The 24,434-nt window shown below is 70.5% G+C and carries 15 protein-coding genes; 7 read left to right on the top strand and 8 right to left on the bottom strand.

All coding sequences use genetic code 11. The annotated features are described in order from the left end of the window. The first annotated feature begins 633 nt into the window (after positions 1 to 633). From DRB06_RS16890 to DRB06_RS15310, 4 genes are all read left to right on the top strand, one after another. Entirely contained in the window at positions 634 to 1,455 is an 822-nt protein-coding gene (locus DRB06_RS16890; protein ID WP_073328251.1) for a resuscitation-promoting factor, read from the top strand. A 119-nt stretch (positions 1,456 to 1,574) separates the two neighbouring features. Further along, positions 1,575 to 2,528, top strand: a complete 954-nt coding sequence (gene rsmA / locus DRB06_RS15320) for a 16S rRNA (adenine(1518)-N(6)/adenine(1519)-N(6))-dimethyltransferase RsmA (RefSeq protein ID WP_111820414.1) — start codon at positions 1,575 to 1,577, stop codon at positions 2,526 to 2,528. Next, complete coding sequence (locus tag DRB06_RS15315) at positions 2,525 to 3,490, top strand: 4-(cytidine 5'-diphospho)-2-C-methyl-D-erythritol kinase (RefSeq protein WP_108968449.1); 966 nt, start codon at positions 2,525 to 2,527, stop codon at positions 3,488 to 3,490. Before rsmA ends, DRB06_RS15315 begins: the two co-directional genes overlap by 4 nt. Continuing rightward, the gene (locus DRB06_RS15310; protein WP_108968448.1) at positions 3,490 to 5,346 is read left to right on the top strand and encodes an ABC-F family ATP-binding cassette domain-containing protein; all 1,857 of its coding nucleotides are present in this window, start codon (positions 3,490 to 3,492) and stop codon (positions 5,344 to 5,346) included. The genes DRB06_RS15315 and DRB06_RS15310 overlap by 1 nt, the downstream gene beginning before the upstream one ends. Positions 5,347 to 5,362: 16 nt before the next feature. Here the strand turns inward: DRB06_RS15310 and DRB06_RS15305 are convergent, their stop codons facing one another. Then, on the bottom strand, positions 5,363 to 5,947 hold the full coding sequence (locus DRB06_RS15305) for a hypothetical protein (RefSeq protein ID WP_073328261.1): 585 nt from the start codon (positions 5,945 to 5,947) through the stop codon (positions 5,363 to 5,365). Between the two features lie 62 nt (positions 5,948 to 6,009). Between DRB06_RS15305 and DRB06_RS15300 the strand changes: the two genes are divergently transcribed. The 3 genes from DRB06_RS15300 (at position 6,010) to DRB06_RS15290 (ending at position 9,666) form a co-directional block, all read left to right on the top strand. After that, positions 6,010 to 6,738, top strand: coding sequence for an FHA domain-containing protein (locus DRB06_RS15300; protein WP_234415911.1), 729 nt, complete (start codon positions 6,010 to 6,012; stop codon positions 6,736 to 6,738). A gap of 160 nt (positions 6,739 to 6,898) precedes the next feature. Then, on the top strand, positions 6,899 to 8,212 hold the full coding sequence (locus DRB06_RS15295) for an FHA domain-containing protein (RefSeq protein WP_258522294.1): 1,314 nt from the start codon (positions 6,899 to 6,901) through the stop codon (positions 8,210 to 8,212). Beyond that, positions 8,209 to 9,666: a serine/threonine-protein kinase gene (locus DRB06_RS15290; RefSeq protein ID WP_073328266.1), complete on the top strand. Its 1,458-nt coding sequence runs from the start codon at positions 8,209 to 8,211 to the stop codon at positions 9,664 to 9,666. Before DRB06_RS15295 ends, DRB06_RS15290 begins: the two co-directional genes overlap by 4 nt. 84 nt (positions 9,667 to 9,750) lie before the next feature. On the opposite strand, the gene DRB06_RS15285 is transcribed toward DRB06_RS15290, so the two are convergent. From DRB06_RS15285 to DRB06_RS15255, 7 genes are all read right to left on the bottom strand, one after another. Beyond that, positions 9,751 to 11,010, bottom strand: a complete 1,260-nt coding sequence (locus DRB06_RS15285; RefSeq protein WP_146750927.1) for an RDD family protein — start codon at positions 11,008 to 11,010, stop codon at positions 9,751 to 9,753. Next, positions 11,007 to 13,307, bottom strand: a complete 2,301-nt coding sequence (locus tag DRB06_RS15280; protein ID WP_108968442.1) for a transglutaminase-like domain-containing protein — start codon at positions 13,305 to 13,307, stop codon at positions 11,007 to 11,009. Before DRB06_RS15280 ends, DRB06_RS15285 begins: the two co-directional genes overlap by 4 nt. Next, on the bottom strand, positions 13,304 to 14,608 hold the full coding sequence (locus DRB06_RS15275) for a DUF58 domain-containing protein (protein WP_234415909.1): 1,305 nt from the start codon (positions 14,606 to 14,608) through the stop codon (positions 13,304 to 13,306). The genes DRB06_RS15280 and DRB06_RS15275 overlap by 4 nt, the downstream gene beginning before the upstream one ends. Positions 14,609 to 14,618: 10 nt before the next feature. Next, a complete protein-coding gene (locus DRB06_RS15270) occupies positions 14,619 to 15,581 on the bottom strand; it encodes a MoxR family ATPase (RefSeq protein ID WP_108968440.1) in 963 nt (320 codons plus the stop codon). A 110-nt stretch (positions 15,582 to 15,691) separates the two neighbouring features. Beyond that, positions 15,692 to 21,487: an Ig-like domain-containing protein gene (locus tag DRB06_RS15265; protein WP_111820415.1), complete on the bottom strand. Its 5,796-nt coding sequence runs from the start codon at positions 21,485 to 21,487 to the stop codon at positions 15,692 to 15,694. A gap of 5 nt (positions 21,488 to 21,492) precedes the next feature. Then, positions 21,493 to 21,933, bottom strand: coding sequence for an adenylyltransferase/cytidyltransferase family protein (locus DRB06_RS15260; protein ID WP_108968439.1), 441 nt, complete (start codon positions 21,931 to 21,933; stop codon positions 21,493 to 21,495). Further along, the gene (locus DRB06_RS15255) at positions 21,933 to 23,408 is read right to left on the bottom strand and encodes a sugar transferase (RefSeq protein ID WP_234415905.1); all 1,476 of its coding nucleotides are present in this window, start codon (positions 23,406 to 23,408) and stop codon (positions 21,933 to 21,935) included. The genes DRB06_RS15260 and DRB06_RS15255 overlap by 1 nt, the downstream gene beginning before the upstream one ends. Positions 23,409 to 24,434: the final 1,026 nt, after the last annotated feature.

The raw sequence follows: 24,434 nt of genomic DNA, 5'->3' as shown, positions 1-24,434 counted from the left end.
ACCGATGTCCTGACACACCAAGTGTCACCGATGTCCTGACACAAAACTGTCACCGATGTCCTGAGACATCACAGGTACGTACCGTCCCATAGGAGTACGAATCGTTGATCAGAAGGTACGTACCGTCGTCGGAAGTGTCGAATCGTCGACCCGAGAAGGGTGCCCCGTCAGGCGAGCAGCCGAGTCCTCCCGCCCGGACCGCCGCATCCGAGAGGGTGAGGCCGGGACTCGCCGGGACTCGCCGGGGCTCGCCGCGTCCGCCGGGACCTGTTGTGGCCTGCCCGGGCTCGCGGCGATCAATCGCGCCCGCCCTACCCCTGCCTGCCAGAGCAGCCCCGCTGGAACGTCCACAACGACCGCCACCAGGCCCTCACTTGTACATCACCACACCCCAAAACGCGAAGAGCCACATAACCGGCTCTTCCGGTTTGTGGGTGTGGTTGGTGTTGCCGGCCTGGTGGGCTGGTTGGCGGCGGTGAGGCCGGCCGGGACAGGTGCGGGTTTGCCCGCTCGCACCGGCGCCCCGATCCGTGACTGACGTCATTGTCCGCTGCCGCGCTCTTCGTTAGCGTGAAGGCCAGTCGACGTCGAGTTCAAGGATTCGGTGGCGGCCGCCACCGACGAGAGGACCCCATGACACCCGTTAAAGATCTGCTTAAACCCGGCATGCTCCGCGCCGGAGGCGTCGCAGCGGCCCTGGCCCTGTCTGTCTCGGGCGGCGCCTACGCCGCGGTCCAGGCCGCCGCTCCGGGTGGTGACGCCGAGGCGCTCCCCGAAACCGCGGTGGTCGCCTCGGCGGCGAGTGGAGACATCGCCGCCGACGCGGACGCCGCCGATGTGCTGGTTGCGGGCGGTGACGCGACCGAGGTCTCCTCGGTATCCGAGGACGAGGTCGATGAGTTCAAGCGGGTGGAGCAGGAGACGGATGCTCTGCCGGAGGGCGAGACCGAGGTACAGACCGCGGGTGTGAACGGGGTCACCCGAGTGGTCTACCAGGTCACCAGCGTGGACGGCCAGGAGACCTCACGCGAGGTGATCTCCCGCGTGGTGGTCAGCGAGCGCGTCGACGAGGTGGTGCTGGTCGGCACCGGTTCCACCACCGAGGACACCGCCGAGGCCGCGGACGCCTCCGCCGCTGCTTCCGACTCCGCCAGTTCCTCTGGTTCCACGGCGTCCAGCTCGAGCAGCTCGACTTCCGGCAGCGCCTCGGCCGCCGACGACGCGGTGTGGGCGGCCCTGGCCCAGTGCGAGTCCGGCGGCAACGCGGCCACCAACACCGGCAACGGCTTCTACGGGCTGTACCAGTTCTCCCTGTCCACTTGGCAAGCGCTGGGCGGCACCGGCTACCCGCATGAGGCCGACGCCGCCACCCAGACCGCCATGGCCAAGAAGCTCCAGGCCCAGTCCGGCTGGGGCCAATGGCCGCACTGCGCCGCGCAGCTCGGCCTGCTCTGACCATCCGGGCGGCGCGGCACCGGCAACGCGGCGGTGCCGCGCCGCCCGGCCGTACCACCCCGCGTCGCCCAATTGGTCTCGCGGCGGCTCGATCACCGCGCCTGGCATAGGCTGGGCGCGTGCCCCAATCCGACGCCCGCGACAGCGACCCCGGCCTCCTCGGCCCCGCCGACATTCGCCGCCTCGCCCGCGCCCTGGACCTGCGCCCCTCCAAGACGCGCGGGCAGAACTTCGTCCATGACGCCGGCACCGTCCGCCGCATAGTGCGCCTGTCCGGCGTTGCCCCCGGCGAGACCGTCCTCGAGGTCGGTCCCGGGCTGGGCTCCCTGACCCTCGCCCTGCTTCAGGCCGGCGCCCGCGTCATCGCCGTAGAGATCGACCCCGTGCTGGCCCGCGCCCTGCCGGTCACCGTGGCCGACCGCCTGCCCGACGCCGCAGACCGCCTGGCGGTGCTGGCCGCCGACGCCCTGAGCATAACCGGGCCGCAATCACTGCCTGCCCCGCCGCCCACGCGGCTGGTCGCCAACCTGCCCTACAACGTGGCCGTGCCCGTACTACTCAACGTGCTCGCCGCCCTGCCCAGCCTGCGCACCGCCACCATCATGGTGCAGGCGGAGGTCGCCGATCGGCTCGCCGCCGCCCCCGGCTCGCGCACCTACGGGGTGCCCAGCGTCAAAGCCGCCTGGTACGGCGAGGTGCGCCGCGACGCCCGCATTGGACGCACCGTCTTCTGGCCCGCCCCCAACGTCGACTCCGCCGTCGTCACCCTCACCCGCCGCGAGCCCCCGGCCACCACCGCCACCCGCGAGCAGGTATTCGCCGTCGTCGACGCCGCCTTCGCCCAGCGCCGCAAGACCCTGCGCCGGGCGCTCGCGCCACTCGCCGGCTCGCCTGCGGCCGTGGAGGTGGCCGCCCGCGCCGCCGGCATCGACCCCGGCGCCCGCGGCGAGAGCCTGGACGTGACCGCCTTCGCCGCCCTGACCCAGGCCCTGGCCGAAGCCGGCGACCTGCCCGCCGCCCCGGGCGCCGCCGTCGCCCCGGCATCGACGCAACCGGATAGGAACCAGACATGAACCCACTGCACGCCGTTCCCGGGGCCGCCCCGCAGCCGCCCCGCTCCGGATCACTGACGCAGGTGCGCGTGGAAGCGCCCGGCAAGGTCAACCTGTTCCTGTCCGCCGGTGTCCCCGGCCCCGACGGCTACCATCCCCTGACCACCGTCTTCCAGGCCGTTCGGCTGATCGAGACCGTCACCGCGCGCCGCCAGGCCGCCGACCTGCGCGGCACCATCACCCTGACCCTGGCCGAGCCGGACCCCACCGTCCCCACCGACGCCACCAATCTGGCCGTGCGCGCGGCGGCCCTGCTGGCCGAAACCACCGGCGTGGGGGATGGTGTCGACCTGCTGCTGCGCAAGCGCGTCCCCGTTGCCGGCGGCATGGCCGGCGGTTCCGCCGATGCCGCCGCCGCCCTGGTCGCCTGCAACGCCCTGTGGGGCACTGCGCTCACCCAGGCCGAACTGTCCGGGCTCGCCGCCGAACTCGGCGCGGACGTGCCCTTCCCGCTGCACGGCGCCACCGCAGTCGGACACGGCCGCGGCGACCGGCTCACCCCCCTGCTGGCCCGCGGCACCTACCACTGGGTTTTCGCCACCTCCGCGCAGGGACTGTCCACCCCCGCCGTCTTCCGCCGCTTTGACGAGCTCACCCCCGTGGCCGCAGCCCCCGCCGATGTGCCCGCCGCGTTGACCGCCGCCCTGCGCGACGGTGACACCGCCGCCCTGGCCGCCGCCCTGCACAACGACCTGCAGCCCGCCGCCCTGGACCTGCGTCCGCAGCTGGCCGAGGTCATCGCCCTGGCCGAGTCCGCCGGCGCCCTGCGCGCGATCGTCTCCGGCTCCGGCCCGACCATCGCCGCTCTGGCACCCGACCCGACCACCGCGGCCGCCGTGGCCAACGCCCTGAATGCGTCTGGCCTGGTCGCCGGCGCCCTGCGCGCCGACGCCCCCATTTCCGGCGCCCGGATGGTGGGCTGATGGCGCACCTACTCGGCGTCGAATCCGTCCGCGCCACCGTCGGCCCCCGCATCCTGCTCGACGACGTCAACCTCGGCATTGAGGACGGCGACCGCGTCGGCGTGCTCGGCCCCAATGGCGCCGGCAAGTCCACCCTGCTGGCCCTGCTGGCCGGCACCCGGGAGCCCGACTCCGGCCGTGTCACCCGCGCCGGGGACACCCGCGCCGCGCTGCTGTCCCAGTCGGACCGGTTCGCCCCGGAAGCCACCGTGCGCACCGCCGTGCACGGTGCCGCCCCCGAGCACGCCTGGGCCTCCGACCCGGCGGTGCGCGACATCCACGCCGGCCTACTGGCCGACCTCGATCTGGACGCCCCGGTCTCCTCCCTGTCCGGCGGGCAGCGTCGCCGCGTCGCCCTGGCCGCCGTCCTGACCGCCGACGCCGACCTGGTCATCCTCGACGAGCCCACCAACCACCTGGATGTGGAGGGCGTCGACTGGCTCGCCCGCCACCTGTCCGCCCGCTTCTCGCGCCGCCGCGACGCCGGCGCCCTGGTCACCGTCACCCACGACCGCTGGTTCCTGGACGCCGTATGCAACCATGTGTGGGAGGTCGTACCCGGCGTGGACCCCGGCGGCAACCGCCCCCAGATTCCCGGGCGGGTGGAGACCTACGACGGCGGTTATGCCGCCTACGTGCTGGCTCGCGCCGAGCGCGCCCGCCTGGCCGCGACCGCCGCCGCCAAGCGCGAGAACCTGCTGCGCAAGGAGCTGGCCTGGCTGCGTCGCGGCGCTCCCGCCCGCACCTCCAAGCCGCGCTTTCGCATCGACGCCGCCGAGGCCCTCATCGCCGACGTGCCACCGCCGCGCGACACCGTGGAACTCGCCGCCATGGCCACCGCCCGGCTGGGCAAGAAGGTCATCGACCTGGAAGACGTCAGCGTTGACTACCCCGACCCCGCTGCCCCCACCGGGCGGCGAGAGGTGCTGCGCCGGGTCACCTGGCGACTCGCACCGGGCGAGCGCGTCGGCATCGTCGGCGTCAACGGCGCCGGCAAGACCACTCTGCTGCGGCTACTGGAGGGCACTCTCGCCCCCACTCGCGGGCGGGTCGTGCGCGGCCAGACCGTCGCCGTCGCCACCCTGTCGCAGACCACGCATGAACTCGACCCGCTGGCCGAGATGCGCGTGGTCGACGCCGTCGCAATGGTCGGGGAACGCACCCTGGTCGCCGGCAAGGAGCTGACGGCCGCGCAACTGGTGGAAAGGCTCGGCTTCACCCGCTCGCGCGCCTGGACGCGCGTGGGGGAGATCTCCGGCGGGGAGCGGCGCCGCCTGCAGCTGCTGCGGCTGCTGATGGGGGAGCCCAACGTGTTGCTGCTGGACGAGCCCACTAACGACCTGGACACCGACACGCTCGCCGCCATCGAGGACCTACTCGACTCCTTCCCCGGCACGCTCGTGGTCGTCTCCCACGACCGCTACCTGCTTGAGCGAGTCACCGACCACCAGGTCGCCCTGCTCGGGGACGGCGCCCTCCAGGATCTGCCCGGGGGAGTGGAGCAGTACCTGCAACTGCGCCGCGAGGCGTCCGACGCCGCACAGGCGGCCTCCCGACAGTCCCATTCCGCCCCGGCGGCCTCCGCGCGCAGTGGCGCCGCGCTGCATGCCGCACGCAAGGAACTCGCCCGCGTCGAGCGCCGCCTGGAGAAGACGACGGCCCACATCGACGAGCTGAACCGGCAGATGGAGCTGGCCTCGGCGCAGGTAGACGTGGAACAGCTCACCGAACTAGGCCGGCAGCTCGCCCAGGCCGAGGCCGAGCGGGAGGAGTTGGAGGCCCAGTGGCTCCAGGCCGCCGAAGCGGCCGAGTACTAACCGGCTGTTTCGAAGCTCACTGGCCGGGTGACTCGTTGAACACGTCCACCGGGGCCACCGCCTGGCCGAGGGAGACGATGTCATCCAGCGCGCCGGCCACCACTTCCGGGCTGGCCTTCCACGCGCGCATGACCAGGTCGACCGGAACGGTCGGCAGTCCCGCCATACGCAGCACGACCATGGCGCTGGGGTGGGCGGTTGTGCCCGGGGCGGTGTCCGTTGACACGGCCTGGAATCCGGCCGTCTGCGGCGTGGGGCGCAGCCGCTGCGGTTCGGACTGCGGAAGCAGGTCGGCGATCAGTGCGCGCTGGGTGGCCCGCCGCCCCTCCTTGGTGCCGTCGTCCTGAGCGATTACCAGGCTGAGGTCGACCGCGAAGATCTGATGCCCGCCCTCGCCGACGTGCAGCAGCCGCGCCAGGGAAACATCCCGCTCGGTGTGTCGCAGCTCCTCCAGCAGGTTCGCGAAGGCCGTGCGCCACTGGGGGCCGGTCATGTCGAGCATGCGGCTGCGGGTCTGCGCCTCCATGCGTGCCCACCCCGGCGGGGGAAACTCGGGGATGACGACCCAGCGGTCGAGGTTCGGGGAGACGGCGATCTGCATTGTGCTACTCCTTTAACAGGCCTGTGCAATATATCGGATGCGGCAGGACCTATGCTGTGTGGGTGGCCGACTCCGCTCCTTCACCGATCCCAGCCTCCCGGCGTCGGCGCGTGGTTAGCGGCATCGTGGACATCGCGATTATCGCTGCGGTCGGCATCCTGACGCCGCTGTCGCCCGCGGGTCGGCTGGCCGCGGGCCTGCTGACGGCGGCGCTGATGACTCTGGTGCAGGCGCTGACCGGTGCCAGCCCGGGGCAGTTGCTGACCTCGATACGGCTGCGGCGCGCGATCCGCCCCGCGGATCCTCCGGGGGCCGCGGCCGCCGAACGCGCCTGGCTGTTCACGCTGGCGGCCCTGCCGACATTCGGGGTGCTCCCGCTTGCCATGGTGGTGAGCATGGAGGCCGGCGGCTGGCACCGCACCTGGTATGACCGCATGGCTGGGACAATCGTGGTCGCCAAGGAGCGCAGCCCGGAACTGGTGCGGGTGGCGACGGCGAACGGGCGCCTGTTCACCGTGGCGCAGCCGACCGTGGTGGGGCGGGCGCCCGATCCGCTCCCGGGAAGGGCGAGCCGGCTATTGGTGGACTTCCAGGATGACCCATCGGTTTCCAAAACTCACGCGCTGTTGGAGCCGGTGCGCGGCGGCGTGCTCATAACCGACTTGTATTCGACCAACGGCACGCATGCGGAGGACGCCCACGGGGTTCATCGCTTGACTCCGGGGCGGGCACAGACGGTGGAACGTGGACGGCGCGTCTACTTCGGAGATGCCGAATGCACAATTCAGTAACGGCTTGGGGCGGGGGCGCCCGCTTCGGCCACAGACGGGTAGTTAGTGGTGACGGGTTACGCCGGCCATTGCGGTTGGCGCGGGTTGTCGCGTGTGAGACACTTCCCAGCAGGTGTGCCATCGCTTCGAGCCCACTGGACAACGGCTGTAAGGAGATAACGTGAGCGACGCGAACAACGAACGCGAGACTCTGTGGGCGGAAGGCGCCTGGAGCGCAGCCGTGACGCCGCGAGGGGTGTTGCTGTTGCCGCCGGAAGTGCCGGAGGAATTGGTGACTCAGCTTTGGCGCCTGCTGCGATCCCCCGACGGCGGCCTGACCGCAATTCTCGATCGACTCGTGATGGGCACCGGCGGGCACCTCGCCCGCATCCCCGACTTCGCACTGGTGCTGCTGGAGGACTCGGGGACCCACCTCGCCCTGCGCGGCACTCCGTCCCTGGAGGTTGACGGCCAGCGCCTCGACGCCGCCAAGGTGGCCACCTGGGTGGAGGCTTCGCTGCCCGGCGAACCCGGTATCTCGTTGTCCGTGCCCGGGCAGCCGGGGACAGTGCTGCGCCCCGTCGTCGACGCCGTACTGCGCGCCGGCAGGCTCCAGCTGGGCGCGCCCGACACCGGTTCCGCGGCGGAGAACACCGACAGCGAGCAGGCGGATGCCGCCGCCCCAGAGCCCGACATCCAGCCGGAGACGGTCGAGCCCGACACCCAGCCGGAGACGGTCGAGCCCGACGCGGCGCAGCCCGAGGTCGACTCCGGTGCGGGTGCCACGGACGACTCCGCCCCAGACTCGCCCCCTGCCGTGGGACGCGACTCGGAGGCAACCCCGGAGCCCGAGCAGACTGCGGAAAGCCAGGACCGCCCCGGTGACCACGACGGCTGGACGGTGGCAGACCTGCCCGAGGATCTCGTTGACGAACTCGGTCGGATGCTGCCGGACCAGCAGGAGCAGGCGGACTCTGGTTCTGCCGCGCCGTCGCCGGCGGCCCACACGGAGGTGCCTGAAACGGAGAACACCCGTATGGCCCTGTCGGTGGTGTGTCCATCTGGGCACGCCAACCCCACCAACTACGTCACCTGCCGCGAGTGCGGTGCCGAACTGACCCAGCCGGCGCGCATCATTCCCTGCCCGCCGCTCGGCCGGGTGCGCGTCTCCTCCGGCGGAGAGGTCGTGCTCGACCAGCCGGTGCTCGTGGGCCGGGAGCCGTCCCCGGACGGAGTCAGTGAACTGGGAGGCGCCACGCCGGCGCTGATTACGGTGCCCAGCCCGGAGCAGGTCATCTCCCGCAACCATCTGCTCATCCAACTCGACGAGTGGTCCGTGCTGGCTCGCAGCCTGTCCACCGCCAACGGCACCGTGCTGCGGCGCGACGGCGCCGCCCCGATGCGGATGCCCCCCACCGAGCCGGTGCTGCTGCGCAGCGGTGACATCCTCGACCTGGGCGACGGCCAGTCGCTGCTGCTGGAGGACCTGCCGTGACCCATGACCGCGAGGAGTCCCCTCCAGAAATCCCCGGATACACCTATCTGAGGGACCTGGGGGCGGGGGGCTACTCGCGGGTTTACCTGTACGAGCAGCACATGCCACAGCGGGAGGTGGCCGTCAAGGTCATGAGTTGCGGCGTGGCTCTGGGCCCCGTCTCCCGCTTCGAGTCCGAGGCCAACCTGATGGCGCAGGTGTCCTCGCACCCGGCCATCCTGTCCATCTACGGTGCGGGTACGGCCGACGATGGGCGCCCGTTCCTGGTGATGGAGTACTGCCCGCCGCCGCAGTTGAGCACGGTGCTGCGCCGTGGGCCGCTGAGCGTCGCCGACGCCTTGAGCACCACCATTCAGATCGCCGGGGCGGTGGAGTCCGCGCATCGCGTCGGCATCGTGCACCGCGACATCAAGCCCGCCAACATCCTGTTCACCGCTTATCGTCGGCCGGTACTTTCCGACTTCGGTATCTCCGCCATGAGCGGGCCGCGCAGTGAAGGCGACGAGTTGCGCGGCATGAGCGTGCCCTGGGCGCCGCCCGAGCAGCTGGTCGGATCCCACCTGGCCGATCCGGCCTCGGACATCTATTCCCTGGCGGCGACCGCCTATGCGATGCTCACGGGCCGCAGCCCGTTTGAGATTCCCGAGGCCTCTGACTCTGTTTACGAGTTGTCGCGGCGCATCATCAAAGACCCGCTTCCGCCGCTGGGGCGCCAGGATGTGCCGCCGTCCCTGTACCGGGTGCTCAGCGTGGCGATGGACAAGGACCCTGCCCGACGCTACCCCTCGGCTCTGGCATTCGCACGAGCACTGCAGCAGGTTCAGGCCGAACTGGGCCTGCCCATCACCGCGGTGGATCTGTTCCACGCGGCCGGCGACGCTGAACCCATCCACGATGCCGACATCCTGTTCGACGATCCCAAGGCCACGCGCCTGGGCGTGTTCGAGCCCGTCGCAGAGGCCGAGACGCAAGTTCCCGTCGTCGACGTCCAGGCGACGGATGAGGAGCCGGGGGACGGAACGCGGCGCTCGCGGCTGTCGATCGGGATACTCGCCGCGATCGTCACGGTGGCGTTGGTCATTGCCGCCGTGGTCAGCTCACGCATGGCGGAGAACAGTCGGCCCGTCGCAACCTTCGCGACCCTTGCCCCGGCGGCCAGCGCCGACCCGCTGGGAGCATCGGTGACACCACCCCGCAACCTGGTCGGCAACCTCTCCGACGACGGTGCTACGGTCACGTTCACCTGGGAGGCGCCGGAGGAGGACTGGGACGGCAGCTTCCTGTATCGCGAGGACCTGGCTGGGGAGCGGGACCCCGCCATGCAGTCCACGCAGGCAACCACGGTCACTTTGCCGGCCCGATCGGGCAGCACCTGCATCGAGGTCTACAGCGTGCGTGCCGATGGCAGAACCTCCGCCCCTACCTCACTGTGTGTGAGCACGACGGCAGGGTAGGCGCAAAGCGCCGAGTAGTGGCGCGCCTTGGCAGGATGGGGCGGGCGCATGAGCGCCGCGGCCCGGCGGGGCCGGCGGCGGTCGTCAGCCCTCCACGCGGAAGGACGCCCGCCCGAGGATGAGGACCGAGCCGACCGGCGCGGGGGCCGGCACCTCCGGCTGCACCTGCCTGACGCTGCCCTGCTGCTCAACGCGGGTGCCGTTGGTGGAGTGCAGGTCCGTGACCCATAGGCCTCCGGGGACTGGGGCCAGGGCCGCATGTGTCTTGGAGATGGAGCGGTTGACGTCGGGCAGGATGACGCATGCCGCCTGCGGGTAGGCGGAAATGTTGTCCGGATCCCGGCCGACCACCGTGGGGGAGACCAGCGTGATCGGTGCGCCACCGTCCGCCGGCACGAGCCTGATTCGCACCGTCTCGGGTTCGGGCTTGCGGTGCGAGGTACGTCTCCGGCGGCGCGTGCCCCCGCTGGGCTGCGCCGGTTGCGTTTCGGAGCGCGCAGGCTCGGCGGCATGGGCACTGCGGCCGGCGGAGCCGACGGCGATGCCGGAGGGGGCGGTGGGGGCGTCATCGGTGGTGGCGTCCAACGCGGTGGGCACGGCCGACCAGGGCACCGAGTCGATGATCGCCGCCCGGCTGTTCGGCACGGAGGATGCCCTGGCGCTGTCGACGGTGTCCTGCACCTGCGTAATCGGGCCCCCGGATGGCATGAATGCGAAGCGCGCTTCTGAGAAGGGCCCGCGTGCGCCGGCTCCAGAGGTTGGGACGGCCTCGGGTTGCGAGGCGGGGACATGGTCAGGAGTGTGTGGATTCACGCTCACCATCCTGACGCCGGTGAGCCGATCATGCCAACCTCGGCCCTCCGGGTCCGCGGCAGCCGTGTACAGCAGCGCAATGGCGCCCAGTCCAAGCGTCGGTGCCACACATATGAAGGTGAGGTCCGCGTGAAGGAGCACGCCGACTCCCGGGGGAAGCCCGTTGCGGTCGTTGACCACACGCACATCCATGAGGCGGCCGCCCGGGCTCCAGCCGGTGCGCCCAAGGCCCACCTCGCGCACTGCCAGTACGATCACAGCCGCCAGCAGTGCCGCGATTACCCAACTACCGAGCCCGATCAGGTGTAGGAGCGTGGTGAGCACCGCGCCCGCCAGGGTACCCCCGGCCAGATCGACCAGCCCCGCGAGCACGCGCGCCCGGATGGGTGCCGGGCGGGCGGCGTCGGCATGGGGGGGCGAGAGCGTGGTGGCGGGGGCCTGCGGGGTGCGCGTGACGGGGGCCTGCGCCGGGTCGGGCAGGGGCGGTGTCGGCACACCCTCGGCGCGATGCGATGCTGAAGTGGCCGTCACAGGTGTGTCCTCCTCGAAGTGCTTGGCCGCGCTCTGCGCCCAGCGGGCCGCCACAACGACCGCGGTGACAGGCGCGCCAGCAGGCGGCGCCACCACGGTCGATCGGACCCCATCACCGGGATGATGAGGTCGGCGGATTCCCAGATCTGGTTCAAATCGTACGATGACGGGTCGCCCGCCGCGAATACCTGAGCGTCGATTGCCCGCGCGAAGCGGTGAAGCTCCGCCTGAGGGAACCCCGAGGAGAGCTCGGCGGCCGCCTCTCTGCGGGTTACGCCGTCCGGCGCCCTCCTACCGAAGTCGCGGGCGCGGTCGACCACCTCGTCCCACGCCCCCAGGGCGCGTTCAACTCCCTGCCGACGGCGGCGCCGTTTACGGCGCAGCGCCTTTGCGGCGAGTATGGCCGCCAGCAGTGCCGCAATCCCCGCGACCACTGCCGCCGTGACGATCACGGCGGTGGGGACGCCGGTGACGTGGTCCTCCTCCGAGCCGTTGTTGTCATTATCGTCGTAGACCGGCGGCAGTTCGGCCGGGTCCTGCTGGGGCAGCGGGGGCTGGAGCACCTGCGGCTCGGGGTTGGACACCTTGCGGGCGCTTTGCTGTTGGGGCACCTGGTCGCGTTCGGGGGTGACGGTGAAACCGATCCAGCCGGCCTGCTCGAAGGGCACCTCCACCCAGGCACTGACGTCTTGTCCGGTGACGTCGGAGGCGTCGCCGTCGATAGCCGGATCGAAGCCCATGACTACACGCGCCGGGATCCCCAGCGAACGGCACATGAGCATCATCAGCACCGCGTACTGTTCGTCGTCGCCCACCAGGGAGTCGGCGGTGACCATGGCCGCCAGGCGGGCGGCGCCGTGCCCCGGGGCGGAGGGGCTCTTGGTGCCGTCGGAGTAGTAGCCCGTGCGCAGTGCCTGCTGGAGGATGCGGATCTGGTTGAGCGGCTCCGATTCGGAGCCGACCAGTGAGTGGGCCAGCGCCTGGACGGCCGCCGGAACATCCTCGACGGGGCCGAGTTCGACGTCGGCGAGCGCCAGCCGGGACAGGTCCGAGTCGGAGAGGGCGTCCGGGACCGCGATGTTCTCGGTCAGGACGTCGCCCGCGGCCAGTCGGGCAGTGACAATCCCGGTTGAGGAGAAGGAGTCGTAGAACAGGGAGTCCGCGATGGCATCGGCGCGAGCCCCGGAGGGGGTGATGGACAGCGCGTCGGCGACGGTGGGCACCCAAGGGTAGGTGTAGCCGTCGAGAGTGAAGTTGACGGTGACGGCGTCGGCTGTGTTTCCCGTGTTTACCGAGTTCACCGCGCCCGCCGCATTGTCTGCGGCGGAGGCGGTGTCTGTGGCCACCAGCGGCGTCCCCTTGCCGACGTGCTGGAAGTGAGAGCCGGTGCCGGCATCCTGACCGATGCGCGCGGACAGGCCGTCGTATGAGTCCAGGGCGGCGATGCGTATGCGGGCGCCCTCGGGCAGACCGGAGAGCTCCATGAGGTTGGTGGAGGCCATCTCCGTCTCCAGCGTGCGTACCAGCGACAGGGGGGTGGCGTACTCGGTGAGGTCCAGCGGCGGGGTGAACAGGTCCCGCAGCACCGTGCGGGTGTGTGGTGCGGCGGGGGCGGTGATGGCGACGGCGAGTGCAACCGCCAGCAGCAGCGCACCCGCCCGGGCCACGCCGCGACGGGTACCCGTAGCGATGCCCGAGTCGGAGTCCTCCAGGGCCTCGGCCACGCGCTCGCGCCGGCCTCGCTGCGCGGCCAGCGCCCACGTTCCGAGCACACCGGCCACAAGTACCGCGCCGATGGCGGCCGGCAGGGGCGCGTCCGCGTCACCCCAGGCGACGCCGATCGCCGCCGCGCCCAGGACTACGAATCCGGCCAGGTGGAGCCGGTCCGCCGCGATGGCACGGGTCGCCAGCACGCCTCCGGTCAGCCCGGTCAGCCACGGCAGGACCGTCATGGCGGAGAAGGCGGTCAATGGCAACGGTAGGGCGAGCGCGTCGCGCCATACGGTGATGGTGGCGGACAGGACCGTATGCAGCCCGTGCAGGTTGTGGTCAACGTCGGGTAGCAGCAAGGGGGCGAGCAGCACGTGCGCCGTCGCCGTGACGGCGAGGGTGGGCAGCGCCGACAGGTGGGCGCGGGCGGTGGCCAGGCCGATGACCACGCCCAGGATTACTCCGACCGCGGCGACGAGCATGCCGACCGTGGAGCCGAAGGGAATGATGAAGGGCACGGTGCCGATCAGCAGCAGCACGGTGACCAGCAACTGGTAGAGCCAGCGCTTTCCAAGCAGGGCGCTCATACCGCCCTCCGCATCACCGCGGGCAGCGTCTCCAGGCGGTCCAGGTCGAAGGCGGTGAGAGTGCCCAGGGTGCGGCGTCCGAATGGGCGGGACCCACAGCGCAGTGCAATCACCACCGTGTCCACCGGGGTGATGGTGCGCACGCGCCCCAGCACGGTGTCCTCGCAGCGCTGACCGGTGACCAGCACCATCACGGAGGCCTCCGGGTGGCGGGTCGTGGCTTGGCGGGCCAGCTCGTCGCAGCCGTAGGCGTCGGGCGTCTCCGTCAGCAGGCAGGAGGCGTCCAGCAGGCGCATGCCGGTGGCGGTCGGCAGCGCCTCGGTCTGAGTGAGGACGGTGACCTCGCGGCCGTCGGAGATGGCGCCCAGTGCCAGTGAGCAGGCCACCGAGATGGCGGTCTCGAAGTCCTCGGCGGTTTCGTAGTCGTCGGGCCGGGTGTCCAGGAGCACCAGTAGGTTGGCTCGATGCGTCTCCTCGAACTGACGCACCATGAGCCGGCCGGTGCGGGCCGTGGTGCGCCAGTGGACGTTGCGGCGGTCGTCTCCGGGGACGTAGTCACGCAGCGCGTGGAAGGACACGTCCGAACTTGACAGCTCCTGGGTGACGGCGCCCTCGACGTCGCGCATGATGCCGCGCAGGGTCACACCCAGCCGGATCGTACGCGGATGAATGTGCACGGTCTGCGCCTCGGTGCGATTGCGCTCGCGGCGCAGTAGGCCGACCGGGTCGGAGTTGACCGAGATGACCGGGCCGACGGTGACGACGCTGCGGCGGGCCGTGGGCAGGATGAAGCCGCGCTCGTGGTCGCCTCCCGGAGACAGCGTGGGTACGGCGAAGACGGCGTTGGCGGCTCCCACGGGCATCTCCATGCGGGTGGGCAGCAGGGGGTGGCCGGTGGGGTTGTGCACGGTCACGTGGACGATGGCGTTGTCCCCGACCGTGACGCGCCGCTCGAACAGCTCGTGGTGAACGGTGTGCCCGCCGCGCGGCAGCAGCCACAGCCAGGCGGTGGCGACGACGACGCCCAGCACCGCGGCGGCGGCCCATGCCTCCTGCCAGCCGGCCCGAACCCCGCCGGCGACGCAGATACCCAGCAGCAGCAGACACGCCCAGCCGGTTGAGGTGACTACGGCCAGGCTGCGGCGCGCAGCCGTGACCACCCCCCAGCTGCGCCACCGGGAGGTGCCGGAGCGGAGCCGGGCGGTGGCGGTGCGGGCGGTCCGCAGTGTCTCCTGCACGGTGTGCCGCATGGCCGAGGGCGTGTCGGCTTGTGTCTGCGGGGGCGAGGCTGGGCTGGCCATAAGTGTTCGCTCAGCGGGTGGTGGGGGCGGGCACGTCGGCCAGCGCACGGGTGATGACCCCGGCGGCGGTGGCGCCGGAGAAGGCGGCGTCGGGGTCCATGACCAGGCGGTGCGCCCACACCACCTCGGCGAGTTCCTTGACGTCGTCCGGCAGCACGTAGGGGCGCCCCTGCGAGGCCGCCCACACGCGTGTCACCCGGGCCATGGCGATGGCGCCACGGGTGGATACACCCAGCTGCGTGTCCGGGGATTCGCGGGTGGCCTCCACCAGGGCGCCGATGTAATCCAGGATCGAGTCCTCCACGTGGTTCTGTGACGCGATATCCGACATGGAGGCGATCGCACCGGAGGTGATGACGGCCTCCAGGCCGCGGGAGCGGTCGGGGTGATCCGAGCCCGCCAGGATGCTGGTGAGGGCCTCTCGACTGGGGTAGCCGATGGAGGTCTTCATCAGGAAGCGGTCCAACTGCGCCTCGGGCAGCCGGTAGGTGCCGGCCTGCTCAATGGGGTTCTGGGTGGCAATCACCATGAAGGGACGGCCGGTCTCGTGCTGCACGCCGTCGACGGTGACCGTCGACTCCTCCATGACCTCCAGCAGGGCGGACTGGGTCTTGGGGGAGGCGCGGTTGATCTCATCGGCCAGGAGCACGGAGGCGAAGACCGGACCGGGGTGGAACTCCCAGGCGGTGGTCTTCTGGTTGTAGATGGTCACGCCGGTGATGTCCGACGGCAGCAGGTCCGGTGTGAACTGGATGCGCGAGTGGCTGCCCTGCACGCTGGCGGCCAGGGCGCGGGCCAGTGCCGTCTTGCCGGTGCCGGGGGCGTCTTCCAGCAGGAGGTGCCCCTCGGCGAGCATGGTGGTCAGCGCCAAGCGGATCACGTCCTGCTTGCCAAGTAGTGCCTCGCCGACGTTATCTACCACCTTGTCAAAGGTTTCGGCGAACCACATCGCGTTCTCCTGGGTCATGGGCATATGGTGGGGTGCTCCTTAGTCGGGTACCGGTCTTCGTCATGGTAGATCGCATGGAGACCGCAGACGGCGTCCGGGACACAGCCGGGTTGGACAGTTAAACAACTGCCGATCTACTGCTGCGTGCAGGTGATCTGACGATCGGAATTCGGGCTACGGTGCGGGAACACATGGCGGCCCCCACCCTGTGAGTCGACCGTGAAGGATTCGGAATAAGGCTTCGTCTGTCCGTCTGCAGTGTCGCGGTAGGTGTAGCTGCAGGAGACCGTGCTGTCGGGATTGAAGCCGGACACGTCTACCACTATCCGCCAGCAACTGCCGCTGGAGAAGCCTGTCTCATCGAGGTCCTGCTGAGTGCAGGTGGCCTCTGGGATCCCCGTGGTGATTGTGAAGCTCTTCTGCGTGCCAACCGCAACGTTCGACTTCGGCAGTGTGACCGCGTTGGAGCGCACCGTGGTGGAGACGATGGACTCGTCGTCGTCCACCACCGTGCGCGCCTCCACGTAATAGGTGGCGCCCGGGGTCAGGCCGGAGAAGGAGGTGTTGTCGTCGTCCCAGCCCTTGACCTGGTTGCCGGCGGCGTCGACCAGTCGGTACTCGATCTCGAGCTCGCCGGCGTCCCAGCCGCCGCCGGAGGCGGCAACCGAGCCCTGGGTAATGGTGATCGTGGTCCCGGAGGCGGCCGCTACGGGTGCCGACGGTGCGCTGGGCTTGCCGGTGATGCGGAAGCTCTTGGAGCCCGGCGTGGAGGTGGCCGAGCCGGCCTGGTTCGCGGCGGTGACGGTCACCGAGACGGCGTGTGTGCCCGCCCCCAGCGAGACCGGCACGGACACCGAGGTGTTGGCCCCGGCCTGGACCGTCTGCATGACCGAACCGGAGATGGCGACGGTGTAGCTGACGGCGTCACCGTTGTTAGCCGCGGCGGTCCAACTGATGTTCAGGTTGCTTCCGTCCCAGCTGATGCTGGGCGTGCCCGGTTTGCCCGGGGCGCCGTAGACACTGGCGCTGCCGGCCGACGTGGCCCAGGCGGACTGCCCGGAGCCGGACACCACCGCCCGCACGCGGGCGGTGTAGCTGCCCGGATTCAATCGGCCGAAGGTCGCCGAAGTCCCGGAGACCACCTGGGTGGATGACACGTTGCCTCCCTGCAGCAGCTGCACCTCATAGGTGATGGAAACCCCGCTGATGGGGGTGGCTGCGCCCCAGGAGACCGTCACGGAGCCGTTCCCGCCGGTCAGGCTCACGCCGGTGGGCGCGTCCGGGGTGACGGTCAGGGTCACCGGGGCGGAGGCGGCCGACGGTGCGGAGTCTCCGGCGGCGTTGGTGGCCACCACCTGGAAGGAGTAGGTGCCGCCCGCCGTCAGGCCGGTGGCGGCGCAGGGAGAGCCGGCGCACCGCCAGGAGCCGGCCCCGTTCACCTCGGTGACGGTGTAACCGGTGATCGCGGAGCCGTTGTCCGCCCCCGGCACCCAGGACACCTTCATGGCGGTGGCGCCGGACGGGCTGGCCGAGACCCCGGTGGGGGCGTTCGGCACGGCGGTGACCGTGACGGTGACCGTGCCGGTGACGGCACGCGAGGCGGAGCCGGTGGCGTCCAGTACCTCGTAGCGGACCACCAGGCGGCCCGCGAAGCCGGCCCCGGGCGTGATGGTGAGCGTGGTGCCGGAGGTGGTCACGTTCCCGGTGCCGGAGGTGACCTGCGGGGAGCCGGACAGGGTGATCGGCTGGTCGGGGAAGGGGTTGGTCACCAGCGTGGAGACGTCGATGCTGACGGGGGAGCCGTCGGAGGTCAGCACGGCCGGCGCCGTCGTCATCAGCGGCTGGGTGGATTCGGAGACCCGCAGCGGCAGCTGGCCGGTCACGGGGTCGTTATTGCCGTCGTCCACCGTCACCGGCAGGGTGCCGGTGGTGCCCGTCGCCGTGCCGACCTCGGCCGATACCGACACGGTTGAGCCGGACAACGAGGCGGTGAAGCCGGCGGGGGCGGAACCGATCGAGAAGGAGAGTTCGTCGCCGTCGGCGTCCTGGGTCATGGCCGACAGGTCGACGGTGACGGCGTCCTCTCCGGCGGCCACGATCACTTCGGTGGGGGTGAAGCCGGGGGGTGTGTTCCCGGTGGCCTCCACCACCACCGGCAGGGTCAGGTTGGAGGACAGGGCGCCGTCGCCTCCAGAGTCCGTCACCGTCAGGGTCACGGAGGTCTGCCCGGAGAAGCCCGCGGCGGGAGTCAGGTCCAGGGAGCCACCACCGCCGGACACCGCGGCCTCATCCAGGCCGGTTCCGGTGCGTACCGTCGCGTCGTCGGCGACGGTGGGCGTCGTGCCGACGCGGGTGAGGATGTAGTCGGCCAGATCCACGGTAGTGGTGGTGTCCGCCGGGATGCGCACCGGGATGGCGGCCGAATCCAGCCGCGGGCGCAGGTCGTCGCGGGAGGGGATGACGATGACGGCGTTCCCGGTCAGCCCGTCCTGATCGGTGATCGTGTACAGCACCAGGCGCTGCTCGTCGCCGACGCTGACTCGGATGGAGGAGTCGACCACCTCGGCGGTCGGGTCCGCGGTCGTGACGGTCAGGTCCCAGGGGGAGCCGTCGGCGTCCTGGTCGTTGTCCAGCACGGATACGGTCGCCATGCCGTCTGCGTCCACCTGGTCCACCGTGACGTAGTCGTCCACGCCGATGGGGCTGATCAGGGGAGCGTCGGCCAGCACCTGGTAGGTGATGGTGCCCACGTCCATGCCGCCGCGTCCGTCGGCGACCCGGTAGTGGGCCGTATACACACCCTCCGTGCCGGGCAGGTCTGCCACCGCCCGCCCGGAGCGCATGGAGGTCGTCAGTGCCGGGTCATCGCTCAGGGGCGCGTCCTCCATGGCGAGGGTGTCGCCGTCGGCGTCGAAGTCATTGGAGACGACGTCGGTGACCACGGTGCGGCCGGGCTGGGCCACCACCAGGTCGTCGGTGGCCACCGGAGCCGTGTTCGTCTCGGGCGCTGCGGCCACGCCCACGCGCACGGTCCCGGTGGCCTGCGCCCCGAAGCGGTCCTCGACCGTGTAGGTGAAGGTGTCGGTACCGGTGGCCCCCTCGTGGGGGGTGTAGGTCAGGTAGGTGGAGGAGGCCTCCACGGTTCCCGACGTCGGGGTCTGGGCCAGCCCCACCAGGCTGACGGAGTCGCCGTCGGGGTCGATCCCGTCCAGCGGCACGGTGATGGCCACCGCCGAGCCGGCGACGGTGCTGGCCTCCAGGCTCTGCGGGACCGGAGCGGCGTTGGCGGCGTCGTCGCGGGCGCGCACCTCGATGTCGATCTGGCCGAAGGCGCTCTGCCCCTGGGTGTCGGACACCGTGTAGGACAGGGTGGTACGGCCCGGGGCATCGTCGGCCTTGAAGCGAACCACGTCGCCGCTGGTCCAGGCGGTGCCCAGGTCCGCACCAGCCACTCCGAGCTCATCCGCGACGCTCAGGGCCAGTCCCGAGGGGGAGGTGTCATTGTCCAGCACGGACACGGTCACCACATCGCCCACGCGCACGACGGCGGAGTCGGGGCTCGCGATCGGCACCTGCAACTCGGCAGTGGTGACCGGGACCACGGTCATGTGGCCGGTGGCGGAGGCGGTCCCGTTGGAGGCCGTGTACTCCACCTCCACACTCTGCCCGATCGCGCCGGGGGCGGATACCTGCAGCAGGGAGTGGTCCACCACCGTGACGCTCACCCCCGACTGGTCGGGGGCACTCGCCGACTGCAGCACCAAGACGCCACCCGCGGGGTCGAAGTCGTTGTTCAGCGGCGCAACCGTGGCGGAGCCTCCCTCCCGCAGCAGCACGGTGTCGTTCTCCGTGACCGGGGGGACGTCCGGCTCGGAGGGCTCGACCACATCTGCGCGCACGATCCCCTGGGCCACGGCGGAGCCGGCGGTGACATCGTAGGTGACGTAGTAGGTGCCGGCCTGCTCGGCGGAGAAGGTGAAGGTGCCGGCCTGCTGGTTGACCTCCAGGTTTGTGCCGGCGGGGGTCTCCTCCACGCCCGCCAAGCTGAGCGGGTCGCCGGTGGGGGAGACGTCGTTGTCCAGGGGGGAGACCACGGTGGATGTCCCGGCGACCACCAGCACGTGGTCGGGGTTGGCAATGGGGGCGACCGAGTCAGCGGACTGTACGTCCACCGTAACGGTGCCGGAGGCGGCCTGCTGCCCGTCGGAGACGACCACGGTCAGGGTACGGGTGCCGACGGCGCCGGTCATGTCGCGCACGGTGACGGTGCCCTCGTTGGTGGTGCGCACGTCGAAGCCCTCGCCCTGCGCGGACACCAGGTAGAGGGTGTCGCCATCGGGGTCCAGCCAGTTGCCCAGCACGTCTAGGGACCCGGAGGCGTCGGCGGCGATCACCAGCGTTGGGGTGGAGATTTGCTCGGGGGCGTTGTTGACGCTCCAGTCGTGTACCTCCACGGCGGCTACCGCGGAGTCGGCGCCGCCGCGCCCGTCGGAGGCGGTGTAGGGGACGGTGTAGGTGCCGGTGGCATCCTCGGGGACGTCGATGCGCAGCGCCAGGCCGGACTGGGAGGAGGTCACCTGGGCGGCGCCGGTGTCCCCCGGTTCGGCGCTGAGTACGTCGCCGTCCGGGTCGGAGTCGTTGGCCAGCACCTGCAGCACGGTGGAGCGTCCGGGGCGCACGCCCAGGGTGTCGTCATTGGCCTGGGGCGGGTGGTTCTCCTCGGTGCGCTCGGGCTGAGACTGGGCGTCGGAGGTCTCTGCCGATTCGTCCTTGTCGTCGGACTGGTCGTCGGTCTGGGAGGTGATATCGGTCCAGTCCTCCACCAGGACCAGGTTCTCGTCGGGCAGCCACACGGTTCCCTGGGTGATGTCGTTGAGGACGATCGCGTCCCGGTTCACGCGGAACACGGGCCGGGAGGAGGAGGCCAGGGCGTCGTCGCTGACGGCGTCGACGTCGTCGCCACACTGCCGCAGGAACTGGCCGGAGCCGGACCAGGCACCGTAGACACAGTCGCCCAGGCGCACAGGCTGGGCGGCGACGCCGGGAGCCGCCTCGCCGTCGGCAGAGGCCGGGATGGTGGTCGCCGGTGAGCCGTCCAGCGGGACGGACATAATCGCGGTCCGCGAGGCCACCAGGACGGCGTCGGCGCTCGGACCGGGCTGCTGCAGTACCAGGCCGGAGGTCCCCAGATCCGTGCTCGTCCCGTCAGGCAGGTGCACGATCCCGGTGCCGCGCTCGAGCACGACCGGCCGATCGCCGACGGCAGTGATGGCCAGGTCGGTGGCGTCGGTGAAGCTCAGCGACTGTGCCGAGGCCTTTCCCCATCCGGAGGAGTTCGCCGGAACCGTGGTCAGTGTGCCGGATCGGGAGGACACGGCATACAGGGAGCCGTCGGTGCCGGCCACGGCCACGACGCCTGGCATGCCCTCGATCAGGGTGGGGGCGGCGGCGAGCAGGTCAACCGCGTCGACGGTGGTGCCGGATACGGTACCGGCCTCGGCATCCACGGCGAACACCCGGTCCGCGCCCTGCAACACGGTAGTTCCGCCGGTCAGCTGCGTGCTGGTGGATAGTGCCACGGCGGTGGGATCCACCGCCGCCACCGAGCCGGCCGCCAGGTCGGGGACGAGCACGTCCTCCCCGCTTTGGGTGACGTCGAAGTCCGCGGACGCGGTGCGGATTGAGCCGTCCACCTGCTTGGACGGATAGTTCAATCGGGCCACCAGGTGCTCCGCGGTGCTGGTCACCCACACACCGCCGTCGTTGAGCGAGACATCCGCCTGGGGGACGCCGTCGTGCAACCAGGCGGCAGTGCCCAGGCAGAGCGCGGCCAGGCCCGCCAGGGCAGCGGACAGGCCCCGGCGCCGCCTTCGAGACAGTTTGAGGCTTGGCCAGCTGGAGCGGGGGAAAAGGCGCTTTGGGGCAGGCATGCCCTTCACCTGCCGGTTGCGCCCGAGTGCGTGGCGATCTCCTGTGTGAGCATGCGCCGCAGCATGCTGGAGGACGTGGTGGGCGTGTAGGGCAGGTAGACGACGGTCGCGCCGACCTCCGCCATTTGCTGCTCCAGTCGGTCGCCCTTCTCCGTGCCCTGCCAGTCGGTGCCCTTGAACAGGATGTCGAAGGGCTCGCGCTTCCAGGCCAGGCGCTTGTCCTGATCGAAGTCGGGGACGACGGCGTCGACCACCCGCAGTGCGGCGACCAGTGCCATGCGCTCATCCTGCGGCACGATCGGAGGACGCCCCTTCATGCGCTTGAGGGACTCGTCTGTGGCGACGCCCGCGATCAGACGGTCGCAGCGGGTGGCGGCCGCGGTGAGGACGTTGAGGTGTCCGATATGCAGCATGTCGAAGCCGCCGGGCACGTAGCCGGTGATCATCAGTACGCTCCCTTGCCGCCGACGACGGCCTTGAAGGTTGACAGGAAGATGCTGGCGTCCAGGCGGGCGCCTCGGTTTTCAACGTAGTGGCGGTCCAGCGCGACCGTCGAGTCCCAGGACAGGTCGGAGCGGCCCGACACCTGCCACAGGCCGGTAAGACCGGGCTTGACCAGTAGCCGTCGGCGGGCCTCGGCGTCGTACTCGGCGACCTCACTGGGCAGTGCCGGGCGTGGGCCGACCAGGCTCATCTCCCCGCGCACCACATTGATCAGCTGCGGCAGCTCGTCGATGGAGGTGCGGCGGATGAAGCGACCCACCCGGGTGATACGCGGGTCGGTGCGGTTCTTGAACAGCACCTCGTTGCCGACGTCACCACCGGCGCTCACCACGGCGGCGCGGCGGGCATCGGCATCGGTGTACATCGAGCGCAGCTTCCACAGGGTGAAGTGCTTGCCGCCCGCCCCGACCCGGGTTTGGGTGTAGAAGGCGGGGCCGGGGGAGTCCATACGTACGGCCAGTGCGGCTCCGGCCAGGATCGGGGAGGCGATCAGAAGCAGGAGGCTGCCGGCGACGCGGTCGAACACCTCCTTGGCGAGCAGCCGCGTGCGGCGCAGGCTCACGTCGATCAGACCCGTCCAGCCGTGGGTGACGGGTAGCCCGCGCATGCGTCCGGGCACCACGTCCTGCAGACCGGGGGCGACCACCAGGCGCGCACCGGTCGAGGTCAGGCCACGCATCAGGGTTACAAGATCCTCCGGGCCGACTCCTCCGAGCGTCATTACGACGTCGATGTGCTCGGCGCGGATCATCGCGTTGATCGCGTCCTGGTCGCCCAGGTGAGCGGCGGTTCGGGAGTGGTTGGTACTGGAGGAGACGTAGCCGACGACGAGGAAGCCGTCTCCGGGGTGAGAGCGCAGATCGCGCAGAATCGGCTCGGCGCCCGGTCCCATCACGATGAGCGTGCGGCGCAGGCCGTGCCCCTCCATGCGGCGGGTGCGCAACCAATTGCTTTCGATGGTGCGTCCGACGACTGCTAGCGCGAACTGCGTGGCCAGTGGCGCCAGTACCGACCCGGCGGGGAGGCCGGGGGTAAGCAGTTGCCCCAGAAGAAGTGCCACGGGCGCGGTGATCAGAGTGGCCAGGGCTACCCGCTCGCCGCCCGAGCGTGCCTGGTCGACAACATCGACGCCCAGTGCGCCCGACGCCCAGGTGAGTGACACCATCAAGATACCGGTGAGCGCGGTCAGCAGCAGCCGTGATGCCCCCCAGCTCAGGCTGATCAGCGCCACCCATACCGGAAGCACCACGGCCGTGAGGTCGCTGAGCATGATCCAGGACAGCAGATCCTGGCGCATGGTCGGCCAGTCGGTGAACAGCGGTGACGTCAGCCGCGGCAGGATCCGCGCGGAGTCCGGGTTCTGGTCGTCGTGCCCGGCGGACTGTGGTCGAGACGAAGGGCTGGTCGGGCTGGCCAAGACGACTCCAAGGATGTTTGCGGTTGCTTATGGAAGACGCGTGAGAGGACGGAGCGGAAGTACCGCTGAAATGACCTGCGAGGGCGCCGGGTTAGGCGCTGGGCGCGGGTTTATTCGTCGATGTCCCCACCGAATCTACTACCTACGCGAGGCCGTTGGGTATGAACGTGAACAGATGCACAGAAAGAGACGGCGTGAAGCTAGTGTTCGGGGCGGAGGTGGCGGCGGGGTGCTTCAAGGGCTTGGGAGGTAAGCGGCGTGATGATGCGGTTTGTAGGGTGTGTTGGGGTGGGTGTGCCGGGTTGGGTGGAGCTCTGAACGGGGTTGGGCGTAAAAGTAAAGAATTGATTATGGCGGCGACGCTGCCGTGACATTACTGAGATTTTTAGCGTGGCGGACTCGTTGTTTCTGGCGGTATATGAGCGTCGTGCGTCACATTTAGCAACTTTTTTATAACGTACGGTCACGATTTGTGTCCGCTCGAGGGCCTGGTTGGATGATTATTCGGCGGTGCTAATGCGGATCTTCCGGTTTGCGGGTGTGGAGGCGGGGGTTGGGGTGGCGTCTGAGGTGTGTGGTTGCTTGCGGTTCGATCGACTGGCCCGTGTCTGCTTGGACCGCCCCAGACGCACTCTCAAGCGGTCCCAGTGCAGATTCGCGGTCCAACTGGAGGGACGCGGTCCAAGTAGGGGAGCGGGAAAGGTGCGGGCGACGGGACGGGTGCGGGCGCCGGGACGGGTGCGGGCGCCGGGCAGAGCCGCAAGCCCCGGGCGGGCCCAAACCAGCTCTTCCAGCTTCGGGGGTTGTGGTGTTGGATTCCGGGGCGACGCCGGGTGCGTGGGCGGCCGTCGGCGGCGTCGAGCAAGCCGAATCGCCCGCCCGGGCGCCATACTCGCGGCTCCCGTGCGGCGGTCCCCTGTGCGCCCAGTGCCGCCGAGGGGCGTCCTTGGTGCCCGGCAATGCCGGTCGGGGTGAAACGGCCCGCGTGTGCCGCCGACAGGGGCTTCGCAGGCGCGCCGTGTTAGG

Source organism: Actinomyces sp. Z5 (assembly GCF_003287795.1).
Lineage (GTDB): Bacteria > Actinomycetota > Actinomycetes > Actinomycetales > Actinomycetaceae > Actinomyces > Actinomyces glycerinitolerans.
This window is presented reverse-complemented; position numbering and strand designations above follow the sequence as displayed.

Bases quoted from the DNA above. Each gene is read 5' to 3' on its own strand.
- DRB06_RS16890 (WP_073328251.1), top strand. From the start codon at position 634: ATGACACCCGTTAAAGATCTGCTTAAACCCGGCATGCTCCGCGCCGGA.
- DRB06_RS15315 (WP_108968449.1), top strand. From the start codon at position 2,525: ATGAACCCACTGCACGCCGTTCCCGGGGCCGCCCCGCAGCCGCCCCGC.
- DRB06_RS15310 (WP_108968448.1), top strand. From the start codon at position 3,490: ATGGCGCACCTACTCGGCGTCGAATCCGTCCGCGCCACCGTCGGCCCC.
- DRB06_RS15305 (WP_073328261.1), bottom strand. From the start codon at position 5,947: ATGCAGATCGCCGTCTCCCCGAACCTCGACCGCTGGGTCGTCATCCCC.
- DRB06_RS15280 (WP_108968442.1), bottom strand. From the start codon at position 13,307: ATGAGCGCCCTGCTTGGAAAGCGCTGGCTCTACCAGTTGCTGGTCACC.
- DRB06_RS15275 (WP_234415909.1), bottom strand. From the start codon at position 14,608: ATGGCCAGCCCAGCCTCGCCCCCGCAGACACAAGCCGACACGCCCTCG.
- DRB06_RS15270 (WP_108968440.1), bottom strand. From the start codon at position 15,581: ATGCCCATGACCCAGGAGAACGCGATGTGGTTCGCCGAAACCTTTGAC.
- DRB06_RS15265 (WP_111820415.1), bottom strand. From the start codon at position 21,487: ATGCCTGCCCCAAAGCGCCTTTTCCCCCGCTCCAGCTGGCCAAGCCTC.
- DRB06_RS15260 (WP_108968439.1), bottom strand. From the start codon at position 21,933: ATGATCACCGGCTACGTGCCCGGCGGCTTCGACATGCTGCATATCGGA.